This is a genomic window from Polaromonas sp. P1_F6 (assembly GCF_056405695.1).
The window spans coordinates 487,980-500,574 of record NZ_JBFUBQ010000001.1 but is presented as its reverse complement, the minus strand read 5'-3'; the positions used below and the strand labels follow the sequence as shown (position 1 = coordinate 500,574).

9 protein-coding genes and 1 riboswitch are annotated in these 12,595 nt (G+C 58.1%); all 9 genes read left to right on the top strand.

Going from position 1 to position 12,595, the window contains the following annotated elements; all coding sequences use genetic code 11:
• The first annotated feature begins 694 nt into the window (after positions 1–694).
• Entirely contained in the window at positions 695–1,579 is an 885-nt protein-coding gene (locus tag AC1DY9_RS02375) for a lytic transglycosylase domain-containing protein (RefSeq protein ID WP_457280255.1), read from the top strand.
• A gap of 139 nt (positions 1,580–1,718) precedes the next feature.
• Positions 1,719–1,848, top strand: a riboswitch (ZMP/ZTP riboswitch).
• Between the two features lie 44 nt (positions 1,849–1,892).
• Positions 1,893–3,137 (top strand): serine hydroxymethyltransferase, encoded by a 1,245-nt coding sequence (gene glyA / locus AC1DY9_RS02370; protein ID WP_477665717.1) that lies wholly within the window; start codon positions 1,893–1,895, stop codon positions 3,135–3,137.
• A 100-nt stretch (positions 3,138–3,237) separates the two neighbouring features.
• A complete protein-coding gene (nrdR, locus tag AC1DY9_RS02365; protein WP_457280253.1) occupies positions 3,238–3,687 on the top strand; it encodes a transcriptional regulator NrdR in 450 nt (149 codons plus the stop codon).
• A 107-nt stretch (positions 3,688–3,794) separates the two neighbouring features.
• Positions 3,795–4,421 (top strand): GspH/FimT family pseudopilin, encoded by a 627-nt coding sequence (locus tag AC1DY9_RS02360; RefSeq protein ID WP_457280252.1) that lies wholly within the window; start codon positions 3,795–3,797, stop codon positions 4,419–4,421.
• On the top strand, positions 4,412–5,011 hold the full coding sequence (pilV, locus tag AC1DY9_RS02355) for a type IV pilus modification protein PilV (protein WP_457280251.1): 600 nt from the start codon (positions 4,412–4,414) through the stop codon (positions 5,009–5,011). The genes AC1DY9_RS02360 and pilV overlap by 10 nt, the downstream gene beginning before the upstream one ends.
• On the top strand, positions 5,008–6,009 hold the full coding sequence (locus AC1DY9_RS02350) for a PilW family protein (protein ID WP_457280250.1): 1,002 nt from the start codon (positions 5,008–5,010) through the stop codon (positions 6,007–6,009). The genes pilV and AC1DY9_RS02350 overlap by 4 nt, the downstream gene beginning before the upstream one ends.
• Positions 6,009–6,692 carry a pilus assembly PilX family protein gene (locus AC1DY9_RS02345; protein WP_477665716.1) on the top strand — a complete coding sequence of 228 codons (684 nt, stop codon included), beginning with the start codon at positions 6,009–6,011 and terminating at the stop codon, positions 6,690–6,692. Before AC1DY9_RS02350 ends, AC1DY9_RS02345 begins: the two co-directional genes overlap by 1 nt.
• Positions 6,693–6,700: 8 nt before the next feature.
• Entirely contained in the window at positions 6,701–11,776 is a 5,076-nt protein-coding gene (locus AC1DY9_RS02340) for a pilus assembly protein (protein WP_477665715.1), read from the top strand.
• A gap of 5 nt (positions 11,777–11,781) precedes the next feature.
• Positions 11,782–12,288 (top strand): type IV pilin protein, encoded by a 507-nt coding sequence (locus AC1DY9_RS02335; RefSeq protein WP_457280247.1) that lies wholly within the window; start codon positions 11,782–11,784, stop codon positions 12,286–12,288.
• Positions 12,289–12,595: the final 307 nt, after the last annotated feature.

Below are 12,595 nucleotides of genomic sequence, written 5' to 3'. Positions count from 1 at the left end.
CGCCTCAAAAGAAAAAACCCCGGGCAGTTAGACCGACCGGGGTTGACGGCGGGCGTTTATGCTCATGCCGTCGGGGTTCCGCAAAGAAGAGAGTTATCGTCTCCAGTGCGATGAAAGCAAGTGATTGCTTCCAGATTTTCCGGGGTTGGTTACCCGGTTGATGCGTGAGTGAACACGCAATTGCAGGTTAAACCCCTGCCGTCCCGCAAGCAAGACCATCTTTTCAATCACAGCGCAGGATGTGATTGCCGATGCCTTTTTGTGTGCTCCCAGGCAACCCAGGCCGGCCGCAGGCGCCGATCCGGCGACTACATGCAACATGGAAAACGGCCTACAACCGCAGCCGCGAAAGGCTGATCGCGCTTTTTAGAGGCAAAACTTAACTTAGAGCTCCATCTCAAATAAAGCCCGTAAACACCTTGATTCAGGCCGGTTTTGCCGGAAATCAAGGTTTTTATTTGACTTTTTGATATAAAGAATTGATTTGTTATTATTGACAGGTTATTAACCAACCCCATAGAATCCCGCCAGTCCCACGAATCCTAGGGACAACCCGAACCCGCTGCCCTATTCCTCAAAGAAGCCGGCAACGTCAAACAAGGGTCAACACCCACAAGGCTTGCCTTGGTTTGATGGCGACCCAATCAAAGCCTGCCTGGCCCCCAAAGGGCCTGCAAGCGTAGAAAGGAGTGCTATGACAGCGCTAGGACAATTCGGCCTTAACCTGAATGTCAACGCACACATCAAGAATGTGCGAAGCAGTGTTTCAAACATTGTTGATGACATCTCCCAAGGCTTTTTCGAGATTACCCACAACAGCTTCGCCCTTCTGGGCCTGGCGGTCGTGTTTGCGGTGATCACCCTGACAGCCCGGCCCGACTTGCGTCAGGCCGGTGAATTCAAGCTCATGACCTGGCTGCAGCAGCGCCAGGAGGCTGCCATCGGTTTTACCGAGCCGGCCGCCATTGAGCGCGCCACGGCGTCCAACCCGAAAGACCTGCCCGCCCAACAGGCGGCAGTGGCCTATTGGCTGAGCAAGAAGTACGGCGTCGCGCCCGAGCCGCTGAGCGTGCTGGTGGCCGAGGCCTTCGAGATCGGCCAGAAAGCCAAGCTCGACCCCACCCTGATCCTGGCCATCATGGCGATCGAGTCCGGTTTCAACCCGTTTGCGCAAAGCCCGGTCGGCGCCCAGGGCCTGATGCAGGTCATGACCAAGGTGCACCACGACAAGTACGACAACTTCGGCGGCAAGCTGGCGGCGTTTGACCCGGTGACCAACCTGCGCGTAGGCGTCAAGGTGCTGCAGGAATGCATCGCCCGCGCCGGCTCTGTCGAGGGCGGCCTCAAATACTATGTGGGCGCAGCCAACATGGACGACGACGGCGGGTACGCCGGCAAGGTGATGGGCGAACATGCCCGCCTGCTGGCCGTGGTGGCGTCTGCCTCCAAGCGCGGTGCGCCCTCGCCTTTCTTCACCACACCCGGTGGCACGTCGCGCCCGGTACCGGCCTCCCTGCCGGCCACACCCGACGCTGAAGGCAAGACGCCTGACAAGGTGGCGCTGCTGAACCAGTCCTGATTCGGCCGCTTTGTGGGGGCCTTTTCACCCCATGCACTGCCAAAAAGCCGGGCCGCTGCCAGCGCCCCGGCTTTTTGCTTTTCGGGCTGCAGGTGAAGAACCCCGGAGGCGGCAGGTTTTAGGCGCGCTCAGTTACACTAGCGAGGTGCGCGACTGGCGATAGGCTCAAGGTTTTCGCAACCATTGGAGCTGACGTGGGACACCACTGGGAAGCGCACCGCTGAAAGCCGTTGGGCCGAAGCGTTCAGCCGTTCGCCTGGGCAGCCCTTGTTTCATTCATTGAATAGCAGGGACCACGTCTTTAAGGACTGCCATGTACCACCGCAACATCCTGGTCGAACAAACCGATCCCGAAATCTTCGCCGCCATCCAGGCTGAAAATGCCCGGCAAGAGCACCACATCGAGCTGATTGCCAGCGAAAACTACGCCTCGCCCGCCGTCATGGCCGCGCAGGGCTCGCAGCTCACCAACAAATACGCCGAAGGCTACCCCGGCCGCCGCTACTACGGCGGCTGCGAGCACGTGGACGTGGCCGAGCAGCTGGCCATCGACCGCATCAAAACCATCTTCGGCGCCGAGGCCGCCAACGTGCAGCCGCATTGCGGTGCTTCAGCCAATGAGGCCGTGTTCCTGGCTTTCCTCAAGCCCGGCGACACCATCATGGGCATGAGCCTGGCCGAAGGCGGCCACCTGACGCACGGCATGGCCCTGAATATGAGCGGCAAGTGGTTCAACGTCGTCTCTTACGGCCTCAACGACAAGGAAGAGATCGACTACGACGCAATGGAGCGCAAGGCTCACGAGACCAAGCCCAAACTGATCATCGCGGGCGCGTCGGCTTACAGCCTGCGCATCGACTTCGAGCGCTTCGCCAAGGTGGCCAAGGCCGTCGGCGCGATCTTCATGGTCGACATCGCCCACTACGCCGGCCTGGTGGCCGCAGGCGTGTATCCCAACCCGGTGCCGCACGCCGACATCGTGACGTCGACCACACACAAGAGCCTGCGCGGCCCGCGCGGCGGCATCATCCTGATGAAGGCCGAGCACGAAAAAGCCATCAACAGCGCCATCTTCCCAGGCCTGCAGGGCGGCCCGCTGATGCACGTGATCGCAGCCAAGGCCGTGGCCTTCAAGGAAGCCATGGCGCCCGAGTTCAAGGCTTACCAGCAGCAGGTCGTGAAAAACGCGCAGATCGTGGCCGACACCCTGACGCAGCGCGGCCTGCGTATCGTCAGCGGCCGTACTGAAAGCCACGTCATGCTGGTCGACCTGCGCGCCAAGGGCATCACCGGCAAGGAAGCCGAAGCCGTGCTGGGCAGCGCCCACATGACGATCAACAAGAACGCCATCCCGAACGACCCGGAAAAGCCGATGGTCACCAGCGGCGTGCGCATCGGCACCCCGGCCATGACGACCCGCGGCTTCAAGGACGAAGAAGCCCGCATCACGGCCAACCTGATCGCCGACGTGCTGGACAACCCGCGCGACGCGGCCAACATTGAAGCGGTGCGTGCCAAGGTCCACGCCCTGACCAGCCGTTTCCCGGTCTACCGCTAATCATGACGGGCAGCGCGGACACTATGATTTTGATAGCTACCCGCGCATGTCCTGATTGGGCTGGAGGCCGATTTATGCCTTCAAACCCGGACCAACCCTGATGAAATGCCCTTTTTGCGGCCACCTTGAAACCCAGGTCGTAGAGACGCGGGTGGGTGAAGACGCCGAGTTCATACGCCGCCGCCGCCAGTGCGGCGCGTGTGAAAAGCGCTTCACAACCTATGAGCGGCCCGATGTCACCTTCCCGTCCATCGTCAAGAAGGACGGCAGGCGCATCGAGTACAAGCGCAGCAAAGTCCTGGCGTCCCTGAACCTGGCGCTGCGCAAGCGGCCCGTCAGCACCGAGCAGGTCGACTCGGCGGTTGAACGTATCGAGGAAAAGCTCCTGAGCCTGGGGCTGCGGGAAGTGCCGTCCAACCGTATCGGCGAGCTCGTCATGCGTGAACTCCGCAAGCTCGACAAGGTCGCCTATGTCCGCTTTGCGAGCGTCTACCGCAGCTTTGAGGATATTGACGAGTTCAAGACGCTGGTGGACGAGGTCCGGCGGTAGAAATCGCTCGCGGCGCAGAAAAGCGTCCTGTCCGCTACCAGATTAGTGGTAGCCAGAGTCCGACAGCCGGAGCCTCGCGCGACAAACCCGGTTCCTATACTCACGACATGCGAATGACCGTGTGCTCAACATCCTTACGCCGCCCAGCCAAAGCGGCCCCGCGCGCTTGCAACGCAGGCTTCACCATCATCGAAATCATGGTGACAGTTGCTGTTTTAGCCATGATTTTGGCCATAGGGCTGCCTAATTTGAGGCAGTTTGTGGTGCGAAACCAGGCTGGCGCCATCGCAGCCGAATTTACCAATGACATATCGCGTGCGCGGGTTGAGGCGATCAGCAGAAATAACTGCGTCACCATCTGCATGTCAACCAATACGTCAAACGCATTGACCGGCGGTACCCCCACGTGTGCAACCGCAGGGAGCAACTGGCAGACTGGCTGGATAGTTTTTTCCAACCCCAGCTGTAGTGCTACCCAAAACAACCCGACAACAGTCGGTTCAAGCCTGATTTCCGTGCGCCAGACCGGCAACGAAAGCTTTGAGCTGGCCTCTAGCGGATCGGATCGGCGCATGACCTTTGACTCGCGAGGGCTCGCTGCGGGTATTCAATCCAACTTCACGCTTGCCTATATCCTGGAAAACACCAGCAGTCCGCACTACCGGTCTATTTGTATCAGTTCTGCAGGTCGAGTGAGCGTTAAACAATATGCGGGAGTCAGTGCATGTCCATAAGTCGCCAGCGAGGTGCAGGCCTGATCGAGGCCTTGATCGCCATGCTTATCCTTTCCATCGGTGTGCTGGGCATGGTTGGCATGCAGACAGCCTCTCTCAAATTTGAACAAACCGGATGGGTGCGGTCAGCACTGTCGTCCAGCATCAGCGGCTTTGCGGACCGCATCAGGGCAAATGCCAGTGCGGTCGAGACTGATTACAGCTTCTCCCGGACCTATGCCGCCGAACGTGCATCCATTGATGGAACCCCAACCTACCTGAACCCGGCCAAAGATTGCAACACTGCAACCTGTACCCCGACCGAGCTGGCGGCCTATGACCTCGCTGTCTGGCGTCTTGACCTGAACAGCCAGCTGCCGGGCGCGGTGGGCATCGTGACGTCGACCGGAACCAAGGGCACCAACCTGCGCTTTCTGGTGACAGTGGCCTGGTATAGCAAGGACAACCTGGATGGCACGACTCTGCGTTCCCCCGATTCGTGCACAGCCACTACAACAGGCATCGCGTCGCGAAACTGCTGCCCCGCAGCGCTGGGCACCTCTACCGCCCTGGCCGGCGTGCAATGCGCCAATCTAGAGATGATTCCATGAAAACACTTCACACCGGAAGGGCGCAAGCGCGCTACCGCCAGCGCGGTTTGACACTGATCGAACTGCTGGTCAGTCTGGTCATCAGCCTGGTGCTCGCCCTCGCGGCAGCGGCGGCCTACCTGGGGACTCGCGCAACCGCCACTGCTTCCGCCAATATGGCGATGCTAAACGAGACCGGCAAGCTTGCGCTGGACATGGTTGGCCGGGACCTTCAGATGGCGGGCTTCTATCCCGCGATCATGGCCACCACCTCCGCGGCGCCCAACTTGTTGGGCAAGTTCAGCAACACCAAAAACTCAACGGCTCCAGCCTACGAGCAAGGGTTGTTTGGATGCGATGGCGCGGTATTCAACCCGACCACCAGGACTTGCGGTACCACCGTAGCCAACGCACCAGACTCGGTCGTTATCAACTATTTCGCCATGCCCGAGCTGGACGCGAGCACTTTTGGAAATGGGTTTGACTGCCTCAGGCAAGCAGTTTCACTTGACCCGAACAATGCAGGCCAGATCACCGCAGGACTGCCGCGCTACGTGTCCAACCGCTTTGGCCTGGTCGCCACCAGCTATACGGCCCAAGGGGTCGGCAGTACCACCCGAACAGTGAACACCAAAAGCCTGGGATGCAACGGCAATGGGAAAAACCCGGAAGACACTGTTTATCAACCGATTTTTGAAGGCATTGAAGACATGGTGATCCGGTATGGCGTGGCTGCCGGGGTAACCAGCCTGTCTCCTGAGACCTACCATACTGCTGCCGAAGTGACCGCATTGCCCAAGGTCGGAGATTTGACCTCGTGGCAACGCGTCACTGCGGTCAGGGTGTGTTTGCTGACCCGCACGCAGGAAAATTCACGCACCCAGGACAAGGCCGGCTCCTTGCGCAGCTATGCCAATTGCCGGGGTGCCAACGTCACCTATACGGCCTCGGACCGCACTATCTACAAAAAGTACGAGCGCGTGTTTGCCATTCGCAACAACTTGACAGGTATCTACTAATGCGAGCCGGCATACCAATCACCGCCCCACGCCTCGAAAGAGGAGTGTCCCTGCCTGTGGTCTTGATGTTCCTGCTGGTCATCACGATTCTCAGCACCATCGGCATGCGGCGCGCAACCACCGGTGAAACGCTCTCGAGAAATCAACTCGACTATGAAGTCGCCCGCCAGGCAACAGAAGCCGCACTGCGCGACGCAGAACGGGACTTGCGTTCGCTTGTACCCACGGTACTCCCCAATGCCCTGTGCGCGCGCAACGACGACAGGCCCGTAGGAGGAGCAACCAGGGCGCCGAACTTCGACAATACCTGCCCCAGAGGGCAATGCCGGTTCGAACGGACGTATTACGACACGAGCAACTACACCACCGTCACCAACCCTGAACCCTGGTGGCCGACCATCAACGGGAAAAAAGGACTCTGGGAGGGGCCACCTGCTTCGCCCAGTGCCAAACCGAGCGATGCGTTAGGTGTCGGCACCAATTGCACCTTTACCGGCGCAGTACCTCTGGGCACCTTTACCGGGGTCCCGAGATTCGCCGGCGTCGCACGGCAGCCTGAATACCTGATTGAGTACCTCGCCGCAGGCAACGACAAAGTCATGCGCATTACGGCCCGTGGTTTCGGTGCAGATCTCAATACTGAAGTTGTGATGCAGACTTATTTTCGCCCCTACATGAAGTGAGAAAATCCATGAAAAAAATCATTACTATTGCCGGATTTTTACTTGCAGCGCTCACTTCGCAAGGCGTGGCATTCGCGCAGGCACTGACTCCGGCCATCCCGCCAAACATCGTGACCTCGACCCCGAGGCCCATGATCATGCTGAACATGTCGAAAGACCATCAGCTTTTTTACCGGGCGTATGACGAGTTCTCGGATCTTGACGGCGACGGAATCCCCGAAACCACCTACAAGCACAGCTTCAATTACTACGGGTATTTCGACTCCTATAAATGCTATAGCTACAGCGGCACGACAAACCGCTTTGCGCCCGTCAGCACCAACACGGACAAATATTGCACGGGCAACTGGAGCGGCAACTTCCTGAACTGGGCCACCATGACCCGCATGGACGTGGTGCGCAAGGTGCTGTACGGCGGCTTGCGTTCCACCGACACCAATGCACTGACCATTCTGGAGCGTACCAGCCTGCCGACAGATGCCCATTCATTCGCCAAGTATTACAAGGGCGACGACCTGGATCAGCTTACGCCTTTTACGGCCAGCCAGCTTGCGGCTTCGAGCGTCATCAGCAACGACAACACCAATAACGCGCGGCGCCTTATCGAGTTTGCGTTCAATTCCAATAAGGCTCACAAGAACGGTCCCGGCACCGCGCCAGCGGCAGCCATTGCCACCACTTGCCAAACTCTTGTTGAAACTTACTATGGCGGTGCAACCAATGCCCCCCCTCAGTACAACTGTGTGACGCATTCCGTCGCCCAGGCCACCACATTCAATGTCGAGGTCGGCGACCAGATCAGGGCGGTGTACACGACCACGCCAGCCCAATACATGGAAGGTGTCGCGGTGGCCGTAGACCCTGCCTGGATCACCATGGTGATCACGCCAACGGGTTATGTCGGTGCGACCGCTGGAACACCTACGCTGACCATCAAGCAATGGACCATCCAGAACCTGACCCAGACTTCTGCCACCATCTGCAATACCACGCTGGGTGACAACCTGACCGCCAACTCGCCGTTCAATACCAACACGGCAGGCAACGGCGATTCCCACACCAATGCCAACCCGCCCTTGATGCGGATCGCCAAGGGCGACTACCAGCTCTGGAATGCCAATGAGCGGTGGCAGTGCCATTGGAGTGGAGAAAAAAGTGCCTCCAACGGTAACAACGTAGGCGTCACCGGATTGGGATCCGGCTCCAGCAATCCCACAAAGAGCACGGCGGGAGTCATCATTGGCACCACTGGCCCTGACTTTATCGTGCGGGTCGAGGTTTGCGCATCGGCGCTGCTGGGTACCGAAAATTGCAGGCAATATCCGTCCGCCAATTTCAAGCCAATCGGCTTGCTGCATGAGTACGGTGAAGGCAACCTTGCCGAATTCGGACTGATGACCGGCTCCTTTGCCAAAAATATCAGCGGCGGTGTCCTTCGAAGTAATTTGCAGACATTTCGCAATGAAGTGAACTACACCACCGATGGCACGTACACCGCCACGCAGGGCATTGTTTACACCATCAACAAGTTGCGCGTTTATGGGTATCGCTATAGCGACGGTACCTATATCGGGGACGGCAACTGTACTTTCCAGCTGACATCACTGACGGACAACCAGTGCACCAGCTGGGGCAATCCCATGGGTGAGATGTTCACCGAAGCGCTTCGCTATCTTGGTGGATTGTCGGCAAGCGGTACTTATGACTACACACAAACAGGCTCAAAAGATGCCGCCATGGGGCTGCCAAAGCCTGCCTGGATTGACCCGGTGAACCGGGCCAACGCCGCCGCCAAGACAGCTGCCGATGCCATTTTCGGCCAGGGCCAGTGCCGCGCCATCAATGCCATCAACTTCAATGCCAGCGTGACGTCTTATGACAACAACACGAGCACCCAGTGGAGTCCTTTCGCCACATTGCCGGGCAGCCCAAGCCTGGTCAACATGATCAATGTGATTGGTACGGATGAAGGGATTCATGGCAACAAGTTTTTCATCGGGAACAATGGCACCACAAACGATGGAACCTGTACCGGCAAGACAATTTCCACGCTGGCAGCAGTAGACGGTCTGTGTCCTGACGCCCCAACGTATGCCGGCTCGTATGCGCTGTCTGGTGCGGCCTATTGGGCCAGAACCAACGCCGTGCGAACACCGACTGCCGCGCAGCTGGTTGCCAATCCGGATGCATTCAAGGTCAAAAGCTTCTCGGTCGCGCTGTCGCCCGGAAAACCCCGCATTGAAATTCCGCACCCCACCATTGCGGGTCGCAAAATCATCATCCAACCGTCCTATCAATTGCTTGTGGGTGGCGCTGTTGGCGGTGGCACCCTGGTGGACTTCCGGGTGGTCGGTACCCCCACAGCTACATCCGGAAAGTTCCTGATCATCTGGGAAGACTCCGAGCAGGGTGGTGACTACGACAGCGATGCGTCCGGCATCCTGCGCTACGAAGTCGTGGGCAACAAGGTCTACGTCTACACCCGGGTTTTTAATGCTGCGTCACTGAACCCCCAGGGTTTTGGATACACCATATCGGGCAGCACCAAAGACGGCGCGCACTTCCATTCCGGCATCTATACCTACAACTTCACAGACAGCACCACGCTGACAGTGAAGAAGGCGGATGGTACCGTGCACCCCAACATCAATACATCGGGCGGCTGCAACAACTGCGAAGTGAACCAGGAAGAAAGCCGGGCTGAATACGATTTTGGAACAGCGACGGCAGCACAGTTGCAAGATCCGCTCTGGCTTGCCGCGAAATGGGGCGGATTCAGTAAAAATGAAAACGTTACCGTACCGCCATCAGTCCCGAAAATTTACTTCGAAAAACCCACCACCGACAAGGCCAACTGGGATGTGAAGAAGCTGGATGGCACGTCTGGCGCAGATGGCTTCCCCGACAACTATTTCCTGGCGATTCGCCCAAGCGAGCTGGAAAAAGCCTTGCGCGCCGCCTTCAGTGCCATCGTGGGAGCCTCCAACACCGCCCCTGCTGTCGCTTCTGCCCAGATCCAGACCGGCAGCCTGAAATACCTGGCCAGCTTTGACGGCGATGATGGTCATGGAGAATTGCTGACATTCATCGTCAAGCCGGACGGTGACTTTGATATTCGCCTCAAGAGTGACGGCACACTGGACCGGACGTACTATTACTGGGACGGCCATACCAAATTGACGGCATCCACCACTCGCCAGGTCATTACCAATGTCGGGAACTCAACCGGCACGCCGTTTACCTGGGCTGCACTGTCGAATGCCGTCAAAACCACCGCAGTGGGCGGTACCGATGCAACGGCCCAAGCCAAGCTCAACTGGCTGCGGGGCAGCCGGGTTGACGAAGCCCCGACAGGCCTCAGGTTCCGCAAACGCAACGCCAATTCCATCATGGGCCCCGTCGTCAACTCCAACCCCGTGGTGACGTCCAAGCCCAATGCAGACTACTTCGGCACTGTCTTTCCGGGCTACGGTACGTTTGTCACGGCGCAAAAAGACCGCAAAAACATTGTCTGGCTTGGCGCAGGTGACGGCATGTTGCACGGTTTCGACGCTTCCACTGTTGCATCAGTAGGCGGTACACCCATCATTTCGTACGTGCCACAACTTATTCATTCCCGCCTGCAAGATTGGGTGGACCCTGCCGGCGAAAAAGTTCAGTCATTTATGGATGGAACGCCCTACTCCGCAGATGTATTGCTGGGATCCACGATCACCAATGCGACAGCGCCGGGCTATGACGCACTGGCCCCTGCGGCTGCGTGGAAAACCTATCTGTTTGCGTCTTTGGGACGCGGCGCCAAAGGCGTGTTTGCTCTTGATGTCACGGATCCCACTACATTGACGGAAACGAATGCAGCGAACGTCTTCAAATGGCAGTTCTCCGAGGCAGACGACAGCAGCGGCGACCTCGGGTACAACCTGGCGCAAATGGGCACCACGAATCGTTCAAGTGAACAAGCCGGCGCTGTTGCCAAAATGAACAATGGCAAATTTGCCACGATTGTTCCGAACGGCATCAACAGCACCAACGGATCGGCGGCGCTCTATATCCTGTTTGCAAATGGCCCGTATAGCGGTGTCTGGACGCCCGGCGTGAATTACGTCAAGCTGGTGGCTGCCGCGGGGCCCAGCAATGGATTGTCGCAAGCCACCTGGGTGGACACGAACAATGACGGAGTCGCGGACGTCATCTATGCGGGCGACCTCAAGGGCAACCTGTGGAAGTTCGACGTTTCGAGCCCTAATCCAGCGCTCTGGAAGGTTGCTTATGCCAATACGGATGGCACCAACAAACGGCCGCTGTTCATCGCCAAGCCCACGGACGCATCGGTTGACCGCCTGCCCATCACGTCTGCCCCAGAGTATCGGTTCCATCCATTGGGTGGTGTGGTGGTGAACTTCGCCACCGGCAAATCCGTCGTCAGCTCCGACTTCCCCGACGGTAGCGGCCGCGTTCACGGGATTTTTGGCATCTGGGACAAACCCCTCTATTCCAGCGCTGCCTACATTGCCGACCCTACATTGCTCGACAACACGACGACCGGCCTTCCCCGCCTGCGGACGCAGCTGGCAGCCCGCACATTCGTACGCATTACTGTGGATGACGCGGACCCCACCAATGGCATTCTGGGCCAAGGTTATGTGACTGGCGCAGCCATGGACTGGACAAACAACAAGGGCTGGTACATCAATTTGCCGGACACCTCGGAAATGGTGGTGAGTAACCCGACCATGAGCCAGGGCCTGCTGGCTACTGTGTCTATCGCACCGGCGGCCACGAGCAGCAACATCTGCTTTAGTGGACCGGCTGCCTACATTACCTTTGTAGACCCCATCACCGGCCTGTTGAACACGGGACTCTTTGGCACCATCACGATTGGTGGAGTCACCTATAACACCGCATCCATCAAAATCACCGATCAGCGAGTCACTGTATCCGGGGATGCAACCACTTCCCAGTGCGCGTCGGGCCAGCTCAATTGCACACGTATTATTGGTGACACCACCGATGAAGGCGGTAGCTCAAACAATACAAATGCGCGAATTTACTGGCGCGAGATCCCCTCCTTCAAGACCAGGTAAATCCTATGAAAATTCTTTCTCACGAAACTACAAGGGAAAATCGATTGTTCGGCATTGCCCATCGAAGCAGAGGCTTCACGCTGATTGAGCTGATGATCGTGGTCGCCATCATTGGCCTCTTGAGCGCTGTCGCACTTCCGAGCTACAAGGAATACGTGGCAAGAGGACGCAGGGCTGAAGTCCGGACTGTGCTCCTTGAAGCATCGCAATGGATGGAGCGCCACTACACGGAAAACATGAAATACGACAGCAATACCGCAGGTACCCTCGTGGCCGATTTGTTTCCGGGAAATTTGAAGCAATCACCTCGTGATGGCGGCGGTGCCTACACCATCGCTGTATCTGCCGCGGCGGCAAGAACTTATACCGTCACCGCGACACGCAGCTCACCCGGTCCGATGTCTGCCGATAAATGCGGCGACTTCCAGATTACGAATACGGGGGTGAAAAGCAACGTTAATTATTCAGGGTATTCATCTGCTCTGGATGCCGCCACTTCTTGCTGGAAATGATGCGCCCAGCCATGCCAACCGGTGAAACATAAGACGGGAAGAGGCCTATCTCAACGGACGTGCTGGGTTCTTGCGGCCATCGTTTCACTGCTCATGCACGGTGGCTTGCTGTTATTGGTATCGCAATCTATCGAAAAGCCCAGAAAAACCTCGGCAGCGATAAGCCCGGTTAAGCGAAACATGGTCGCCCGGGTGATATCCGGGCCCGGCAACGCTGTTCAGGCGGAGCCGACCGAACCCACACCCGAGAACTCCGCCGCAACAAGCAAACCATCGCCTGTTGAAGGTGTGGTCACGCCCAGCCAGG